Annotated in this window: 32 protein-coding genes; all 32 read left to right on the forward strand. The window is 51.2% G+C overall.

Annotated features, from left to right (window positions below; all coding sequences use genetic code 11):
• A partial coding sequence (locus CVU77_05240) for a hypothetical protein (protein ID PKN01340.1) occupies positions 1-78 on the forward strand: 78 nt, incomplete at its 5' end.
• Between the two features lie 16 nt (positions 79-94).
• On the forward strand, positions 95-430 hold the full coding sequence (locus tag CVU77_05245; protein PKN01341.1) for a 30S ribosomal protein S10: 336 nt from the start codon (positions 95-97) through the stop codon (positions 428-430).
• 12 nt (positions 431-442) lie between these two features.
• Entirely contained in the window at positions 443-1,144 is a 702-nt protein-coding gene (locus CVU77_05250; protein ID PKN01342.1) for a 50S ribosomal protein L3, read from the forward strand.
• Between the two features lie 6 nt (positions 1,145-1,150).
• Positions 1,151-1,789, forward strand: a complete 639-nt coding sequence (locus CVU77_05255; GenBank protein ID PKN01343.1) for a 50S ribosomal protein L4 — start codon at positions 1,151-1,153, stop codon at positions 1,787-1,789.
• Positions 1,790-1,795: 6 nt separating this feature from the next.
• A complete protein-coding gene (locus CVU77_05260; GenBank protein ID PKN01344.1) occupies positions 1,796-2,077 on the forward strand; it encodes a 50S ribosomal protein L23 in 282 nt (93 codons plus the stop codon).
• A gap of 73 nt (positions 2,078-2,150) precedes the next feature.
• Entirely contained in the window at positions 2,151-2,981 is an 831-nt protein-coding gene (locus tag CVU77_05265) for a 50S ribosomal protein L2 (protein PKN01345.1), read from the forward strand.
• Between the two features lie 64 nt (positions 2,982-3,045).
• Positions 3,046-3,333 (forward strand): 30S ribosomal protein S19, encoded by a 288-nt coding sequence (locus CVU77_05270; protein ID PKN01346.1) that lies wholly within the window; start codon positions 3,046-3,048, stop codon positions 3,331-3,333.
• Positions 3,334-3,411: 78 nt separating this feature from the next.
• Positions 3,412-3,741, forward strand: a complete 330-nt coding sequence (locus CVU77_05275) for a 50S ribosomal protein L22 (GenBank protein ID PKN01347.1) — start codon at positions 3,412-3,414, stop codon at positions 3,739-3,741.
• 8 nt (positions 3,742-3,749) lie between these two features.
• Entirely contained in the window at positions 3,750-4,505 is a 756-nt protein-coding gene (locus CVU77_05280) for a 30S ribosomal protein S3 (protein PKN01348.1), read from the forward strand.
• A 33-nt stretch (positions 4,506-4,538) separates the two neighbouring features.
• The gene (locus CVU77_05285) at positions 4,539-4,943 is read left to right on the forward strand and encodes a 50S ribosomal protein L16 (protein ID PKN01349.1); all 405 of its coding nucleotides are present in this window, start codon (positions 4,539-4,541) and stop codon (positions 4,941-4,943) included.
• Positions 4,944-4,964: 21 nt separating this feature from the next.
• Positions 4,965-5,198, forward strand: a complete 234-nt coding sequence (gene rpmC / locus CVU77_05290; protein PKN01350.1) for a 50S ribosomal protein L29 — start codon at positions 4,965-4,967, stop codon at positions 5,196-5,198.
• Between the two features lie 3 nt (positions 5,199-5,201).
• Positions 5,202-5,474 (forward strand): 30S ribosomal protein S17, encoded by a 273-nt coding sequence (rpsQ, locus tag CVU77_05295; protein PKN01351.1) that lies wholly within the window; start codon positions 5,202-5,204, stop codon positions 5,472-5,474.
• 15 nt (positions 5,475-5,489) lie between these two features.
• On the forward strand, positions 5,490-5,858 hold the full coding sequence (locus CVU77_05300; protein PKN01352.1) for a 50S ribosomal protein L14: 369 nt from the start codon (positions 5,490-5,492) through the stop codon (positions 5,856-5,858).
• A gap of 26 nt (positions 5,859-5,884) precedes the next feature.
• Positions 5,885-6,196, forward strand: a complete 312-nt coding sequence (locus tag CVU77_05305) for a 50S ribosomal protein L24 (GenBank protein ID PKN01353.1) — start codon at positions 5,885-5,887, stop codon at positions 6,194-6,196.
• Positions 6,197-6,373: 177 nt separating this feature from the next.
• A complete protein-coding gene (locus CVU77_05310) occupies positions 6,374-6,559 on the forward strand; it encodes a type Z 30S ribosomal protein S14 (GenBank protein PKN01354.1) in 186 nt (61 codons plus the stop codon).
• A gap of 21 nt (positions 6,560-6,580) precedes the next feature.
• Entirely contained in the window at positions 6,581-6,979 is a 399-nt protein-coding gene (locus tag CVU77_05315; protein ID PKN01355.1) for a 30S ribosomal protein S8, read from the forward strand.
• Positions 6,980-7,038: 59 nt separating this feature from the next.
• Positions 7,039-7,620, forward strand: a complete 582-nt coding sequence (locus tag CVU77_05320) for a 50S ribosomal protein L6 (GenBank protein ID PKN01356.1) — start codon at positions 7,039-7,041, stop codon at positions 7,618-7,620.
• A gap of 32 nt (positions 7,621-7,652) precedes the next feature.
• The gene (locus tag CVU77_05325) at positions 7,653-8,009 is read left to right on the forward strand and encodes a 50S ribosomal protein L18 (protein ID PKN01357.1); all 357 of its coding nucleotides are present in this window, start codon (positions 7,653-7,655) and stop codon (positions 8,007-8,009) included.
• 33 nt (positions 8,010-8,042) lie between these two features.
• Positions 8,043-8,528: a 30S ribosomal protein S5 gene (locus CVU77_05330; GenBank protein ID PKN01358.1), complete on the forward strand. Its 486-nt coding sequence runs from the start codon at positions 8,043-8,045 to the stop codon at positions 8,526-8,528.
• A gap of 28 nt (positions 8,529-8,556) precedes the next feature.
• A complete protein-coding gene (locus CVU77_05335; GenBank protein ID PKN01359.1) occupies positions 8,557-9,015 on the forward strand; it encodes a 50S ribosomal protein L15 in 459 nt (152 codons plus the stop codon).
• Positions 9,016-9,019: 4 nt separating this feature from the next.
• Positions 9,020-9,577 carry a 50S ribosomal protein L5 gene (locus CVU77_05340; GenBank protein PKN01360.1) on the forward strand — a complete coding sequence of 186 codons (558 nt, stop codon included), beginning with the start codon at positions 9,020-9,022 and terminating at the stop codon, positions 9,575-9,577.
• A 2-nt stretch (positions 9,578-9,579) separates the two neighbouring features.
• On the forward strand, positions 9,580-10,908 hold the full coding sequence (locus tag CVU77_05345; GenBank protein PKN01361.1) for a preprotein translocase subunit SecY: 1,329 nt from the start codon (positions 9,580-9,582) through the stop codon (positions 10,906-10,908).
• On the forward strand, positions 10,908-11,573 hold the full coding sequence (locus tag CVU77_05350) for an adenylate kinase (protein ID PKN01362.1): 666 nt from the start codon (positions 10,908-10,910) through the stop codon (positions 11,571-11,573). Before CVU77_05345 ends, CVU77_05350 begins: the two co-directional genes overlap by 1 nt.
• Positions 11,574-11,580: 7 nt before the next feature.
• Complete coding sequence (map, locus tag CVU77_05355) at positions 11,581-12,351, forward strand: type I methionyl aminopeptidase (protein PKN01363.1); 771 nt, start codon at positions 11,581-11,583, stop codon at positions 12,349-12,351.
• Positions 12,348-12,635 carry a translation initiation factor IF-1 gene (gene infA, locus CVU77_05360; protein ID PKN01364.1) on the forward strand — a complete coding sequence of 96 codons (288 nt, stop codon included), beginning with the start codon at positions 12,348-12,350 and terminating at the stop codon, positions 12,633-12,635. The genes map and infA overlap by 4 nt, the downstream gene beginning before the upstream one ends.
• 18 nt (positions 12,636-12,653) lie before the next feature.
• Entirely contained in the window at positions 12,654-12,767 is a 114-nt protein-coding gene (locus tag CVU77_05365) for a 50S ribosomal protein L36 (GenBank protein PKN01365.1), read from the forward strand.
• Between the two features lie 38 nt (positions 12,768-12,805).
• On the forward strand, positions 12,806-13,204 hold the full coding sequence (locus CVU77_05370) for a 30S ribosomal protein S13 (protein ID PKN01366.1): 399 nt from the start codon (positions 12,806-12,808) through the stop codon (positions 13,202-13,204).
• Between the two features lie 101 nt (positions 13,205-13,305).
• The gene (locus tag CVU77_05375) at positions 13,306-13,695 is read left to right on the forward strand and encodes a 30S ribosomal protein S11 (GenBank protein ID PKN01367.1); all 390 of its coding nucleotides are present in this window, start codon (positions 13,306-13,308) and stop codon (positions 13,693-13,695) included.
• Positions 13,696-13,752: 57 nt separating this feature from the next.
• Positions 13,753-14,373 carry a 30S ribosomal protein S4 gene (locus CVU77_05380; GenBank protein ID PKN01368.1) on the forward strand — a complete coding sequence of 207 codons (621 nt, stop codon included), beginning with the start codon at positions 13,753-13,755 and terminating at the stop codon, positions 14,371-14,373.
• Positions 14,374-14,444: 71 nt separating this feature from the next.
• The gene (locus CVU77_05385; GenBank protein PKN01369.1) at positions 14,445-15,419 is read left to right on the forward strand and encodes a DNA-directed RNA polymerase subunit alpha; all 975 of its coding nucleotides are present in this window, start codon (positions 14,445-14,447) and stop codon (positions 15,417-15,419) included.
• A gap of 53 nt (positions 15,420-15,472) precedes the next feature.
• On the forward strand, positions 15,473-15,823 hold the full coding sequence (locus CVU77_05390) for a 50S ribosomal protein L17 (protein PKN01370.1): 351 nt from the start codon (positions 15,473-15,475) through the stop codon (positions 15,821-15,823).
• Positions 15,824-15,829: 6 nt separating this feature from the next.
• On the forward strand, positions 15,830-16,858 hold the full coding sequence (locus tag CVU77_05395; protein ID PKN01371.1) for a rod shape-determining protein: 1,029 nt from the start codon (positions 15,830-15,832) through the stop codon (positions 16,856-16,858).
• Positions 16,859-16,949 lie beyond the last annotated feature (91 nt).

A 16,949-nucleotide genomic window follows, 5' to 3' on the forward strand; every position in this document is an offset into this window, starting at 1 on the left:
GAACAGGGTTTAAGATTCGCTATCCGCGAAGGCGGCCGCACTGTCGGCGCCGGCGTGGTTACCGAAATACTGGAATAACTTGACGGAGCGAAAAATGGCAGATAAATCCTCGACACTAGTACAGAATCCGACAAAGATAAGGATAAAGCTGAAGTCGTTCGAGCAGAAATTGCTCGACGATTCATTGGCGCGCATCAAGAAAACTGCCGAAAATACCGGCGCCAAAATCGTGGGCCCCATACTTCTGCCGACGAGGATCAAAAAGTTCACGGTTCAGCGCTCCGTGCACGCCGATAAAAAAGCCAGAGAGCAGTTTGAAGAAAGAATCCACATGCGCCTTATGGACATCATAGAGCCGTCGGCCAAAACCATCGACGAGCTCATGAAACTGGACCTGCCGGCGGGCGTGGATATCGAAATTAAATACTAAAGACGGTCATATATGAAAATACTTATAGGTAAGAAATTATCGATGACACAAATCTTCGACGAATCCGGCACAGTAACGCCGGTTACGGTCGTTCAGGCCGGCCCGTGCTATATCACAGCGATAAAAACCGTCGAGAAAGACGGGTATTCCGCCGTGCAGCTGGGTTTCGAGGAAATTACAAAAGCCGCCAACGCCGCCAAGTCGTACGCGGGCATATTCGGCAAGAAAAATATTCCGACTTTGCGCCACCTCAGGGAATTCCGCGCGGCAAAGCCGGAGGACATCGCCGGCTTCGAGCAGGGCAAAGTTTTATCGGCGGATGTATTCGCGGCGGGAGATTTTGTCGATGTCACCGGTACCAGCAAGGGTCACGGGTTCTCCGGCGTAATGAAGCGTCACAACTTCAGCGGTCAGCCGGCCTCGCACGGCGCTTCCGACAGGGAGCGCGCGCCTGGTTCAAGCGGACGTCAGCAGCCGCAGCGCGTTATTAAAGGAACAAAGAAGCCCGGACATTTCGGCGTGGACCGCGTGACGATTCAGCGTCTGGAAATAATGGGCGTGGACAAGGAAAACAACAAAATACTGGTTAAGGGAGCCATCGCCGGGCCGTCGCACGGCACGGTTTATCTTAAAAATACCGTAAAGAGAATAAAGAAAAAAGTCGCTCCTGTCGCCTCCAAAAAAAAGGTGACGGTCGAGAAAAAGAAAAAGTAAAAAATCATGGAAATTAAAATTTACGACAAAGCCGGAAAAGTAACGGGAAATCTCGCCGCGCCGCAGGAATTGCTGGACAAAAAAGTGTCCAAGCACGTTCTCTATGAAGCGGCCAGAACGTATCTTGCCAATCAGAGAAGCGGAACGGCTTCCACAAAAACGCGCGCCGAAGTTTCGGGCGGAGGCAAGAAACCCTGGAAGCAAAAGCATACGGGCAATGCCCGCGCCGGCTCCACGCGCTCTCCCCTGTGGCGCAAGGGCGGAATAATATTCGGCCCGAAACCCAAAGAGTGGAGAATTGACGTCCCCCGCGCCAAAAAACGTTTGGCCGCGGGATTCGCGTTCGCCCTTAAAATAAAGGCCGGCGAAGTTATTATCGTGGAAGATTTCGGTCTTTCGGATCCCAAGACACGGCTTGCCGCCGATATGCTTAAAAAACTCGGAGCAGGTTCTTCTAAATCCGTGCTTTTGGCCGATTCTAAAATCGAACCGAACATGAAAACGGCGTCGCGCAATATTCCCGGCGTGGAGTACAAGCTCGCCGCCGACGTAAATGCTTATGAATTAATGCGCTCCTCGCGTTTTATAATAACGAAATCGGGCTACGAGACGCTTCTTAAACGTCTCGGCTGCCTTGCCGGATAGAAAACTATGGAAATATATGAAATCATCAAAAGCCCTGTCGTTACTGAAAAAGCCGCTGCCGTAAAAGAGCGGGATAACTGCTACGTTTTCCGCGTAGCGCGAACTGCGACAAAAGGCCAGATTAAAGAAGCCGTAACGGAAATGTTCAAGGTAAAAGTCGCCAAGGTACGCACGGTAATTCTGCCGGGCAAATACCGCCGTATGGGGGCTTATGGCGGATATAAGCCGGATTTCAAAAAAGCGTATGTAACCCTTAAAGAAGGGCAGACCATCAAAATCGGCGAGTAGGGACAGGTCGCGACCTGTCCGTACATAAAATAATTCGCCCATTGCCCCGCAAAAAAAGCAATCGGAGAAATATATGGTTAAAGATTATAAACCTTACACACCGTCCCGTCGCTTCATAACCACCGAAGATTTCAGCGATGTCACCCGCCATCGCCCCGAAAAATCTCTCGTTGAAGGCCTCAAGAAAAAAGGCGGCAGAAACAATACGGGCGAGATTATGGTGCGCCATCACGGCGGCGGACACAAGCGTCTTTACCGCATAATAGATTTTAAGCGCGACAAGTACGACGTTCCCGCCCGCGTCGCGTCCATAGAGTACGATCCCAACCGCTCCGCGCGCATAGCTCTTCTGCATTATGCCGACGGAGAAAAGAGATATATCGTTCAGCCGGTCGGACTCAAAGTCGGAGACACGGTTGTCTCGGGCGTTGAGGTCGAGGTGAAAGTCGGCAATTCCATGACTCTGGAAAAAATTCCTGTGGGTCAGATAATTCACAACGTGGAACTGGTTCCCGGCAACGGCGCGCAGCTTGCCAGATCTGCCGGCGCCATGGTTCAGTTGCTGGGCAAGGAAGGAAATCTTGCTCACTTGCGTCTGACTTCCGGCGAAATCAGAATGGTTCCCGTTAAGTGCCGCGCCACCATAGGGCAGGTAGGCAATCTTGATCACGAAAATGTGACGATAGGCAACGCCGGCCGTGCCAGACATATGGGTCGCCGTCCGACGGTAAGAGGCACGGCCATGAACGCGACGGACCATCCGCACGGAGGCGGCCGCGGACGTTCCAAGGGCAACAATCAGCCCAGAAGTCCGTGGAATCAGCCGGCCAAGGGCTACAAGACCCGCTCCGCCAAGACGCACGACTGGATGATAATCCGTCGCAGGACCGGACAGAAAGTATAACGATACGCAGACGCCTTGCGCCTTCGACCTGACATATAACCTAAGCACTTATTGAGGTAAAGTTATGAGCCGTTCAAGCTGGAAAGGGCCGTACGTAGACGAAAAACTCGCAAAAAAAGTTTCGATAATGAACCAGACGGGACAGAAACGTCCTATAAAGACATGGGCTCGCGCGTCCATGATTCCGCCCGAATTCGTAGGACATACCTTTGAAGTTCATAACGGAAGAAAGTTTCTTAAAGTTTACGTTACGGAACAGATGGTCGGGCATCGCCTGGGAGAATTTTCACCCACCAGGTTCTTTAAGGGTCACGGTATGGCGCATACCAAGGAAGCCGCCGACCTTACGTAAGACGGCAATACGGATCGCCGCGCCGTTCGCGGGCAGTTGACGGATAAAAACAGGACTTAATAAAGAGAGTCGCAAACTATGGAATCATCAGCCACCGCAAAATACGTAAGAGTAAGCGCTCGCAAAGTCGAGCAGCTGCTCGACATCGTAAGAAGAAAAACAGTCAAAGAAGCTCTCGACACTCTGGCTTTCACCGTGAAAGCGCCGTCGGAGCCGGTCTCCAAGGCCATCAAATCGGCTTTGGCCAATATGGGAAAAAACGCCGACCCGTCGCGCGCTGTCATCAAAGAAGCCGTGGTCGGGAAGGGCGTTTATATGAAAAGATTTCGAGCGGGTCCTCAGGGAAGGGGCATGCCCTACACCAGAAAGACCTGCCACATAAAAATCGTGTTAAGCGACGCTAAATAAGAGGCGACATGGGACAGAAAGTTCATCCTAAATCCGTACGACTCGGCTACATCAAAGACTGGGACTCCAGGTGGTTCGACTTAAAGAACGCGCCGCGCTGGATAGAAGAAGATTTCAAGATTCGTCAACTCATTAAGAACAAGCTCTATAGCGCGGGCATTTCGCGCATCGTCATAGAGCGAATGGGATCCGGCAAGTATCTTAAAATCATCATCTACACTTCGCGCCCAGGCGTAATTATAGGCCGTCAGGGTCAGGAAATTGAGCGGCTCAAAATTGACCTTGAGGAACTCACGGGGCTCAGAGTCGATATTACCGTGCTTGAAATAAAAAGAGCCGAACTCGACGCGCAGCTCGTGGCGGAATCGGTGGCTTTTGCGATCGAACGGCAGATAGCGTACCGCCGCGCGATGAAAAAAGCCATTGAGAAAGCTATCGGCTCGGGAGCCGGCGGAATAAAAATAAAAGTTTCCGGCCGTCTGGCGGGAGCCGAAATAGCCCGCACCGAATGGCTGCTGGAAGGACGTCTGCCGCTGGCGACTTTCCGCGCTGACATAGATTACGGTTTTGCCGAAGCCCGCACGAAACTGGGTATCATCGGCGTTAAAGCGTGGATATTCAAGAAAGAACTTTTCAGAAAATCCGACGCGGATCTTATGGCCGACGTAAAAGCTGTTGACAAGAACGAAATAGCGGCAGCCGTTTCCACTGAACCGGCCGTAACGCCCGCCGCGGGCAAAGATGAAGCCGGGAAGAAAGCTTAAAGAAATAATCTTTACCCGACGGAGAAACTTAATATGCTGATGCCCAAAAGAGTAAAATACCGCAAAGTCCAAAAAGGGCGAGTCAAAGGTGTGGCTAAACGCGGGACAACGATAGCTTTCGGCCATTACGGACTTATGGCCCTGGAAATCGGCCGCCTTTCGAGCAGACACATTGAATCCTGCCGTCTTACGCTCACGCGTTTCATCAAAAAGGGCGGAAAGATATGGATAAGAATATTCCCCGACAGACCGGTCACCAAAAAACCGGCCGAGACAAGAATGGGAAAAGGAAAGGGCAATCCCGAATTTTGGGTTGCCATTGTCAAACCCGGCAGAGTGATGTTTGAGATGGAAGGCGTATCCGTTGCCGACGCGCGCGAAGCATTCAGGCAGGTCGCTCACAAACTGCCCATCGTCACGAAGTTTCTGGAACGTTAGAAACATTTTAAGGACAAAAAAATGAAATCCAAAGATTGGGAACAACTTAAAAACTCGACGGACGCGGAGCTGAACGCGAAACTCGACACACTTCGCCGCCGTCGTTCGGAACTGGAATTCCGCAACAAAACCGCCAAGGTGAAAAATCCTCTTGAAATCCGCGCTGTTCGGCGCGTAATGGCGCGCATAAAAACGATTTTGCGCGCGCGCGAGCTGATTTCCGTCGCCGCGCCGGCTAAGGTGAGGTCATCGTAAATTATGGCAAGAAAAATTCTGCTGGGACAAGTTGTAAGCGATAAGATGGAAAAAACCCGCGTCGTCTCGATAAAGCGCGTTTTCTCTCATCCGAAATACGGAAAAGTGATGCGCCGCGCCACAAAGGTTCACGCGCACGACGAGAAAAACGCCAGTCGCACAGGCGATTACGTAACCATTTGTGAAACCAGGCCCGTCTCAAAATCAAAGAGATGGGAAGTTCTTTCGATAACAAAATCTGCCGGCGCCGCCGCACCCGCGCCGAAAGCAAAATAATAACGGGACAAACCCATGATACAGGAACGTTCGATTCTTAAAGTCGCAGACAACTCCGGAGCCCGCCTCATAAGATGCTTCAGGGTTTTGGGCGGCTCCGACAAGAGATGCGCCGCCATCGGCGAGTTGATAGTGGCCTCGGTACAGGTCGCCACTCCTTTTGCCGCGATTAAAAAGGGCGAGGTGGTAAAGGCCGTGATCGTAAGAACCAAAAAAGAAAAGCGCCGGCCCGACGGAACTTATATCAAGTTTGACGACAACGCCGCCGTTATCGTTGACGACAACGGCGAACCCCGAGGCACACGCATATTCGGACCCGTGGCCAGAGAACTCAGAGAAAAAAATTATCTTAAGATTATATCCCTGGCTCCCGAGGTGCTCTGAGGCGTACGGGAAAAAACGAGGAAAAGATGCTTAACATAAAAAAGAAAGACAAAGTGATGGTCATAGCCGGCGACGATAAGGGTAAAACCGGCGAGGTGCTTGAGATTCTGTCCGGTCAGAAACGGGCGATAGTTTCAAAAATCAACATAGCCATAAAGCATAAAAAGCCCACTCAGAGCGATCCCGGCGGCAGAATAGAGATGGAGCGCCCCGTGGCAATTTCAAAGCTCGCGGTGGTTTGTCAGAAATGTTCGCGTCCCACAAAAGTTAAGCGCGACCGTCTCGCCGACGGAAAGAAAATACGCGTTTGCAAAAATTGCGGCGAAGTTATTCTTTAAGCGTACGCCGCGAAGATGGCGCATAGAATAGAAAAAGAAATAGTTGGTGAATAGCGGCAGAAAAAGAAGTGGTTAGTGGATAGTGAATAGTGGATAGTAAAAGCGTATTTATGGTTATAAGCAGGCAGCAGAAACAGACTAACCACTATTCACTATCCACTGCCCTTAGGAGAAAAGATGGCGACTATAGCATGGATGGCTAAAGCAAAAAAGCCGCCGAAGTTTTCGACTCGGAAACGCAATCGCTGCTCGCTTTGCGGCCGCGCCCGCGGGTTCATGAGTGATTTCGGCGTCTGCAGAATATGTTTCAGAAAACTGGCCCATCGAGGTGAAATTCCCGGTGTGCGCAAATCAAGCTGGTAACGAACTTTTTAAGGTGGTAATATGTCGATAATCGACCCGATAGCAGATTTTTTCACGGCGATCAGAAACGCTAATGCAAAAATCAAAGAAAAAGTGGACGTTCCGGCGTCCAAGACGAAGATCGCCGTGTCCAAAATATTAAAAGAAGAGGGCTTTATCTCCAACTATAAAGTCATCGACGATTACAAGCAGGGCATCCTCAGGGTTTATCTTAAATATACACCGCAGAAAGAGGCCGTAATCAAGGAACTCAAGCGTATGTCCAAGTCGGGACGCAGGGTGTATAAGTCGTCGGCCGAACTGCCGCGTTTACGCAGAGGTATGGCGGTGGTAATAGTATCAACGTCGAAGGGCATAATGACCGCCGACAAGGCCGGCGAGGCCGGTCTGGGCGGGGAAGTAATGGGCTACATTTGGTAAGGCAAGGCAAATAATTTTTTCCCTCTCCCACAATGGAGAGGAGAAATAGAGGACAGAATATGTCGAGATTAGCCAAAAAACCCGTAAAAATACCCGAAAAAGTAACCGCGACCCTCAAGGATAATGTTTTGGAAGTCAAAGGGCCGCTGGGCACGATAAAACAACCTGTGCCCGAAGGCATCAAGTTAATTATAGGCGACGATAATACCGGCTCCAAGGGAATTACTCTGGAGCGTGTCGGCTCGAACACTCCCAAGGTGCGCGCGTTGCACGGTCTTGCCGCGGCGCTGGTCAAAAACGCGGTAGCCGGCGTAACCGTGGGATTTTCCAAGGATCTCGAAATCCACGGAGTGGGTTTTAAGGCGTTGCTTGAGGGCGGCACACTGAATATGACTCTCGGTTTCACGCATCTCGTGAAAGTTGCGATACCCGAAGGCATCAAAGTAGTCGTCGACCCGAAACAGACGTCAGTCACCATTACAGGCATAGACAAATATCGCGTCGGACAATTCGCCGCGAACATAAGAAAAATCCGTCCGCCCGAGCCGTATAAGGCCACGGGGATAAGATACAAGGGCGAGCACATAATCAAAAAGGCCGGCAAAGCCGCCGGCGCGGCCGGAGCGACCGCGGGCAAATAGCAAAATAACCCGAAAGTTAACCGAGGTAAAGTATGTCGATAGTGAAAACCCGAATGGAACGCAGGATTAAAAGGGCCAGAAAGAAAATATTCGGCACAGCCGAACGTCCCCGTATGGCTTTCAAAAAAAGTTTGAAGTATCTTTACGCGCAGGCCATCGACGACACCGCAGGCAAGTCGCTGGGAATTTTCACGACCGCGTCGTCGGATTTTAAGGATTTGAAGTCGCGCAAGAACGTGGCTGCCGCCGTTAGGTTGGGCGAATATGCGGGCAAAAAACTATCCGACAAAAAAATAGCCCGGATAGTATTCGATCGCAGAGGCCGACGGTATCACGGCGTCGTTAAAAGTTTCGCCGAGGCATTAAGAAAAACAGGCCTGGCTTTTTGAAATAGACAGAACTTATAGGGGATTCGGCAAACTATGGAAAACCAGTCATCGAAAGTTGAACTTAAAGAGACCACGGTAGTCATTAATCGCGTGGCCAAAGTCGTAAAGGGCGGAAAAAGATTTTCTTTCAACGCTCTCGTAGTAGTGGGCGACGGCCGCGGCCGCGTAGGCGCGGCGTTGGGCAAAGCCAAAGAAGTTCCGTCGGCCATCGCAAAAGCCGGCACTCGCGCGAGAAAAACAATGATTCCCGTCCGGCTTAAGGGAAATACCATACCGCACGAAGTCACCGGCAAAAACGGAGCAGGTTCGGTTCTTCTGATGCCGGCCGCTCCCGGTACGGGCGTTATAGCCGGCGCGGCCGTCAGATCCGTGCTGGACGCCGTCGGCATAAAAGACATACTTACAAAGTCGCTGGGCTCGGCCAATGCGTTTAACGTTGTATACGCCACGCTCGACGCCCTTAAACATCTGCGCACCAGAGAAGACGTTGAAAAACTGCGTGCCACCAAGACGTCGTAATATTTTCAAACGACACGCGAGGATATAAATGAACGACAATACTTTAAGCAATCTTAAGCCCGCGCACGGTTCCGTGCGTAAAACAAAGCTCATAGGACGCGGCGGATGCCACGGACGCTCCTCGACGCGCGGCGGCAAAGGGCAGACCGCCCGATCGGGCGACTCGTCGATGAATGGTTTCGAGGGCGGACAGACGCCGCTTCTGCGACTGATACCCAAAAGCGGATTCAAGAATATTTTCAGCGTTAAATATCAGACGGTTTCCGTAGGAGATATAAACGCCAATTTCGAGTCCGGCGCCGCGGTTGATGTCGAGGCGCTCAGGAGCGCCGGTCTGATACAAGGAACCCTGCCGGTAAAGGTGCTCGGCGACGGCGAAATCTCTAAAAAAATTGATATTACCGCGCATAAGTTCTCCAAGTCAGCGGAAGAAAAAATAAAATCTGCCGGCGGCTCGGCGGTAAAACCCACAATAAAAAAGGCATAACCCCATGAAAACCGACTATACCCCCAATCTCAAAAAAGATTACGTTGAAAGAATCTCTCCGGCGATGATGGAGAAATTCGGCTACAAGAACTTTTTTGAAGTGCCGAAACTTTCCAAGGTAGTAATCAATATCGGCGTAGGAGAGGCAAGGGACAATATTAAAGCGTTCGATGTCGCCCTCGCCGAACTGACTCTGATAGCGGCTCAAAAGCCCCAGACCAGAAGAGCAAAAGAGGCGATTTCAAACTTTAAACTCAGAAAGGGTATGCCCATAGGACTTAAAGTGACTCTCCGCCGCGACAGAATGTATGAATTTCTTGAACGGCTTATAAAAATAGCCATGCCCCGCATAAGGGACTTTAAGGGCATCGAGCCGAAATCTTTCGACGGGCAGGGCAATTACAATCTGGGTCTCAACGAACAGTATCTCTTCCCCGAAATTAACGTTGAAAAATCCGATCATCCGCGCGGTATGAATATTACGATATGCACCACCGCGTCGGGCGATGAAGAGGCCCTCGAACTTTTAAAACTTTTCGGGGTGCCGTTTAAGAAAAGATAAAAATGCTTAAATCGTTCGGCGACATATTTAAGGTACCGGAGCTTAAAAAACGTATCCTCGTAACCATAGGGGTAATAGCGGCATACCGTGTGGGCGCCTTCATACCCCTGCCTGCCGTGAACTCCCAGGCGCTTAAAGCCCTTTTTGAGCAGCATTCCAGGTCGCTTCTGGGTTTTATGGATATGTTTTCCGGCGGGGCGCTCAGCCAGTTATCGATATTTTCTCTGGGCATAATGCCCTACATAAACGCTTCCATTATAATGTCGCTTGTGCAGGGAGCGCACATAATACCGGTACTGGATCGTCTTTCTAAAGAAGGCGAAAGCGGCCGAAAGAAGATGAACCAGATCACGCGGTATTTCACTCTTCTTCTGGCGCTGGTGCAGGCCGTGGGATTGAGTATCGCCGTCTCAAAAATGCCCGTGCCGGGCGGCGGAAGCATAGTATTGAATCCCACGCTCGGATGGTTCATGATGACGGTGGTTACGCTGATTGCCGGCACGGTTTTCGTAATGTGGCTGGGCGAGCAGATAACCGAGTTCGGCATAGGCAACGGGATTTCGCTGATAATTTTTGCGGGCATTATTGATCGCTTTCCTTCGGCAGTCAAAGGCGTGATAGATTTATTGAGAAACGACGAGCGCTCCATACTCGCCGTTCTTTTGATGCTGGCCGTGGTAGTGGTCGTCATAGGGCTTGTCGTGTGGCTTGAAACCGCGCAAAGAAAAATTCCCGTGCAGTACGCCAAGCGGGTAGTCGGACGCAAAATGTACGGCGGCGCCAGCACGTTTCTGCCGCTTAAAGTCGAGCAGTCGGGCGTTATAGCCGTAATATTCGCGGTTTCCCTGCTGTCTCTTCCAATGACTTTGACGCAGTTTTTTCCGGCGGCCGTTTGGGCACAGAGATTTTCCGATATATGGACACGCGGCGGGCTGATATACGAAGCCATTTTTGCGGCGTTGATAATTTTCTTTTGTTATTTTTATAATTCCGTGGCTTTTAATCCGGTCGACCTGGCCGAAAATATGAAAAAGTCCGGCGGTTTCATACCGGGGATACGTCCCGGCGACCACACGGCCGACTATATTCAGAAAATTGTGGAGCGCATAACGTTAGGCGGCGCGCTGGGTGTTGTGGCCATAGCGATATTGCCCGATTATATGAGAAAAATTTTCGACGCGCCGTTCTTTTTCGGCGGTACGTCTCTTCTGATAGTAGTGGGCGTGGCGCTTGACACTATAGGGCAGATAGAGTCGCATCTTATAATGCGCCACTACGAAGGTTTTATGAAGCAGGGCCGCATAAAAGGCCGCTGGTTCAACGCAAGGTAATGGATATAATTCTTCTGGGGCCTCCCGGCGCGGGCAAAGGAACACAGGCCGAGTTGCTCGTCAAAGATTTTGACCTGAAACACCTCTCGACCGGAGAAATATTCCGTTCGGAGCTTAAGGATGAAACGCCCCTCGGCAAGAGAATAAAAGAATTTATGGGAACGGGCGGCCTCGTTCCCGACGACATCGTTCTTGAAGTGATAGATTCTTACGTTAAGAAAAACGCGAAGTTAAATTTTCTCTTCGACGGTTTTCCGCGCACCGTGCCGCAGGCCGAGGGACTATCAAAAATACTCGCCTCGTCGGGCCGCGACCTGGCGGCGATTGTATACGTGAATGTCCCCGACGAAGAAGTCGTGCGCAGATTGTCGAGCCGCCGCACATGCAAATCCTGCGGCGCGATACACAATCTTGCTACGGGACCGCTGCCTTCCGCCGACGGTAAATGCGCCAAATGCGGCGGGGAACTTCTGGCGCGGGCCGACGACAAAGAAGCCATAATCAAAGAGCGCCTGCTGGTATATCGCGCGCAGACCGCTCCGCTGATAGAATATTATTCGCGCAAGATGCCTCAAAAGTTCATTGAATCCGACGGCTCGGCTCCGATAAACGAAGTTTACGGAGTCATAAAGGCCGCCGTCAGAGAACGTCTCGCGCGGAAGTAGGCGCGATATGTCAAAGCTCATAGAGCTTAAAAACGCGGCCGAGCTCGACATCCTGAGAGAATGCGCCCGTCTCGTCTCCGGAGTTCTGGCCGAAGTATCGGCCTTGCTGGCCGACGGCCTCACGACGTACGATCTTGAAGCCGCCGCCGTAGGCGGGATATCTTCGGTCGGCGCGCAGCCCGCTTTTTTGGGCTATCGCGGCTATCCGGCGGCTCTTTGCGTATCCGTCAACGATGAACTCGTTCACGGCATACCGTCGAAGAAGCGCGTGATACGTTCCGGCGATATAGTTTCGCTGGATTTGGGCGTTATCCACAGAGGTTTTTACGGAGATGTCGCGGCTACTTACGCGGTGGGTAAAATATCTCCGGCCGCCGCTCGCCTGATAGAAGCGGGTAAAAGCGCTTTCGCGCCCGAGATTGTAAAGAATTTAAAATCCGGCGCGCGCTTGGGCGATTACTCGAACGCCGTGGAGCGGCACATAAAAAGCCGCGGGTTTGCCGTAGTGAAAGATTACGTGGGCCACGGTATAGGACGAATGTTGCACGAAGATCCGCCGGTGCCGAATTTCGGCAGAGCCGGTTTGGGTCCGGAGTTGAAAGACGGAATGGTTCTTGCGGTGGAGCCGATGATGTGCGAGGGTTCGGCCGAACTTACTCTTGACGTCGACGGCTGGACGGCCGGAACACGGAATAAAAAACTGTCCTGTCACTTTGAACATATGATAATAGTGGGAGCAGACCCCGAAATAATAACTTTCTGGGGAGACAAAGTATGAAAAAAGAAGAAAAGTTTATCGTCGAAGGAAAGGTTTTGGAGACATTGCCCAACGCTATGTTCCGCGTGGAAATAGATATGCCCGCCGGCCCGCCTCCCGTCGTGGACATCACGGCTCCGGCCGCGGCGTCCGCCGCCGTACCTACGAAAAAGCACATAATCCTGGCGCATATCTGCGGGAAAATGCGGATGCACTATATAAAAATTCTCCAAGGCGACAAAGTCAAAGTAGAGCTCTCGCCTTACGATATGACTCGCGGCCGCATAATTTACAGAAGTAAATAAAACCATAAGGAATCCTCGATGAAAGTTCACGCTTCGGTAAAAAAAATTTGCAAGAAATGCAAGATTGTAAAACGTCGCGGAGTGGTTCGCGTGATTTGCACCGATCCGCGCCACAAACAGAGACAGGGGTAGAATGAGAGGGCAGGAGTTTTACAATAAGGAGAGGCCATATGGCACGTATAGCAGGTATTGATCTTCCTAAAAATAAACGAATCGACATAGCGCTTACCTATATTTACGGTATCGGTCCGAAAACGGCGCGCCAGATAGTTGCAAAGTCAGGCGTAGACGCATCCAAAAGAATCAAGGATTTGAGCGAGGACGACGCAGGCAAACTTAACACCGTCATTGCGCAGGAGAATTATGACGTCGAAGGCGACCTCAGAAGGGAAATACAGCAGAACATTAAGCGCCTTATAGACATAGGGTCGTACAGAGGGCTTCGCCATCGCAGAAATCTTCCGTCGCGGGGACAGCGTACGCGCACAAATGCCAGATCAAGACGCGGCAGAAGAAAGACCGTCGGCGCAGCGCGCGCTCAGGCCGCTTCCTCAGCCAAAAAAGAGTAATAAAACAGGATTAAGTTTGTAGCGGGCGAATTGCTATTCGCCGAATTTGTGGGATAGCAATCCCACCGCTACCAGCGAGCGACTCAACAACAGGAGACAATATGTCGGAGCAAAAGCTTCCCAAAACAAAGAAAAGAACGGTGGTATCCGGTCTCGGACTGGCTTACATAAAAGCGTCGTTCAACAACACGCTCGTAAGTATCACCGACGAAAAAGGCAATGTCGTCTCATGGAGTTCCGCCGGAGCCAACGGATTTAAGGGCACAAAAAAAGGCACGCCGTTCGCCGCTCAGATGACGGCCACGACCGCCGCGCGCAAAGCCAAGGATAGAGGCGTAAGGCAGGTTAACGTGCTGGTTAGGGGCCCCGGACCCGGCAGAGAGACGGCAATAAGAGCGCTTCAGGCGTCCGGTATAATGATTTCGTCCATAAAGGACACTACACCCATACCGCATAACGGCTGTCGCAGTCCCAAGCCCAGAAGAGTATAAATACGGGAATAATTTTCCGACGATAAAAGGCAAAAAAACCGGAGGTTTAAAGAATAAATGGGAAGATATTTAGGATCAGTATGCAAACTCTGCCGCAGAGAAGGCGCCAAGCTGGTGCTCAAAGGCCGCCGGTGCACCACTAAGTGCCCTATAGACAAAAAATCAAAAAAACCCGGGCAGCACGGCGCAAATATGCGCATAAAGCTCTCGGAATACGCCGTGCGGCTTCGCGAGAAACAGAAGGCCAAACGCATAGCGTATCTCAACGAAAATCAGTTTTACCACTATTTCCTCAAAGCCACCGCAATGAAAGGCCTTGCGGGACTAAACCTCATTAAGTTGCTTTCGATGCGGTTGGATAACGTCGTCTATCTTATGGGGTTGGCGCCGTCGAGAATGGCCGCCAGACAGCTCATTACCCACGGACATTTTCAGGTAAATGACAAGCGCTCGACGCTTCCCGGGCGCATCGTTGCGGTAGGAGATAAAATAAAAATCGCCGCCGGAATGGCTGACAACCAGCATATACCGGCGATTCAGGGCGAAGTGTCGTCTCCGGGATGGCTTTCCTACGACAAAAATTCCAAAACGGGCAGCGTTGTCGCCGAGCCGTCCAAAGAACAAACGCCCTACGCCGGAGTAAACGAGCAATTCATAGTAGAACTTTATTCAAAATAACCGAGCCGGCCGTTTGTAAGATTTACGCCGCCGCTCTTAAAAGTTTTACCAATAATGGAGGATGGTTCCCGATGAAGAAGATAGATCTTGCGCCTCTCAGAAAACTCAGCATAGATGAAAAAACACGCACGCCTTCGTACGCCAAGTTCACCATAGAGCCGTTTGAAAAAGGATACGGACACACGGTGGGCAACGCCATCAGAAGAGTGCTTCTGTCGTCCATAGAAGGAGCGGCGATAACGAACGTTCGTATAAAGGGCGTTCAGCATGAGTACTCGAGCGTCCCCGGAGTAAAGGAAGACGTTATCGGCATAATCCTCAACCTTAAAAAAATCAGGGTCAAGATATTTTCCGACGGGCCGGAGATACTCAGAATAGACGCTAAATCGAAGGGGCAGGTTACCGCCGGCGACATAGCCGGCAACCCGAACGTGGAAATAGTCAATCCCAAACAGGTAATTGCCACGCTTAACCCCGGAGCGTCGCTGTCGATGGAAATTGAAGCGGCCAAAGGATTCGGATATTCCATAAGCGATGAAAATAAAAGACCCGGCAAACCCGCCGGAACTATCTTCATAGATTCGCTTTTTTCACCCATCGTAAAAGTAAACTATGAAATTGAAAATACCCGCGTCGAACAGTTTACGGATTACGAAAAAATACTTCTGGATGTCTGGACGGATGGAACCATCGAGCCGGCCGATGCCGTAGCTTATTCCTCCAAGCTTTTAAGGGAAGTGTTGAGCGTTTTTATAGGAGAATCTCAGGAAGAGAATCCGGCCGCCGAGGCCGTATCCGCGGTTTCCGACGAGGTTGAAGAAATCGTCGATGAAAAAAGAAAAGAGTTGGTCGAGCAATCCATAGACATACTTGTGCTGAGCAAGCGCCCCGCGAATTGTCTTGAGAAAAACGGAATTAAAAAAATAAAGTCGCTCATAGCCCTGAACGCGGCGGAGCTTTTGAACCTGGAAAATATGGGCAAGGGCTCGCTGGAAGAGATAAAGAAAAAGCTCGCCGAGCTTGATTTGACGCTCGCGGAAAAATAATATCGCCGCAACAAAGGCGCAGAGCCAGCCGGCAAACCGGACGGAGAAATTAAATGATAAAAAATCTGAATAAGAGAAAATTGTCGCGGACGTCTTCCCACCGCCGCGCTCTTTTAAGAAATATGGCGACATCGCTTTTTCTGCACGAAAAAATTACCACTACCTATGCCAAGGCGCGCGAAGTGTCGTCTTTTGCCGAGAAACTCTTAACCGCCGCCCGGCCGCTCGACGTGAACGCCCGTCGCAGAGTGTTTGCGGACATTAAGGACGTTACGGTAGGCAAAAAGATATTCGACGTGCTGATTCCAAGGTACGAAAAAAGAACTTCCGGCCGCGTGGCCGTTTATAAGGCCGGCCACAGAAAATCCGATAACGCTAAAATGGCGATAGTGGCGCTCGTCTGAGGCGATATGTTTAATTTTCTATTCTCTCTTTTTTCCAACGATATGGGCATAGACCTGGGCACGTCGTCGGTGCTGGTTTATGTGGAGGGGCAGGGCATAGTCCTCAGAGAGCCATCGGTGGTGGCTATAGAGAGCGAGACAAAACGCGTCGTGGCCATAGGGACCGAGGCCAAGCGGATGATAGGCAAAACGCCGGCCAATATAGTTGCCGTGCGTCCGTTGAGAAACGGCGTTATCGCCGACTTTGAAATCACCGAGCAGATGATAAGATACTTTATCAAAAAGGTGCACAACCGCCGCTCGCTGCTTCATCCCCGTATAGTAATAGGAATCCCCTCGGGTATTACCGAAGTCGAACGCAGAGCCGTAAGAGAGTCCGCCGAGCAGGCCGGCGCCAGGGAAGTTTACCTGATAGAGGAGCCGATGGCCGCCGCGATAGGCGCCGGGCTTCCTATAAACGATTCGGTCGGCAGTATGATAGTGGACATCGGCGGCGGCACGACCGAGGTGGCCGTTATATCTTTGGGCGGTATGGTCGTTTCAAAGTCGCTTGAAATTGCCGGCGACGAGATGGACGAATCCATAGTGCAGTATTTCAGAAAAAAATACAACCTTCTCATCGGCGATAACAGCGCCGAAGACGTCAAGATTAAAATAGGTTCGGTTTTTCCTCTTCCGGAAGAGACCAGAATGGAAGTCAGGGGCCGCGACCAGGTTTCGGGACTGCCCAAGACGGTCGTAGTGAGCTCCGAGGAAATAAGGCAGGCAATGCTTGAACCGACCAAATCCATTATTGAAGTTATAAAGGACACCCTCGAGGAAACGCCCGCCGAACTTTCGGCCGACCTCGTCGAGCGAGGCATTTGGCTTGCCGGCGGCGGATCGCAGATAAGGGGATTCGCGGATTTGCTTTCTCAGGAGACGGAATTGCCCGTTCATATAGCCGAGGAAGCTATGACGTGTGTGGTGCGCGGCACGGGGCGATATCTCGAGGAATTGGAAAAATTTATCGGGTCTAAAAGGTCTCTTATCTGACATACGGATAGAGACGGGGGGCGCGATTTTTCCCGCTTTGCGCGGGGCTTCGTTCCGGATTATCGGAGCGCGGCACGATTTAACTCATAAT

The sequence above is a fragment of the Elusimicrobia bacterium HGW-Elusimicrobia-1 genome (genome assembly GCA_002841695.1).
GTDB lineage: Bacteria > Elusimicrobiota > Endomicrobiia > PHAN01 > PHAN01 > PHAN01.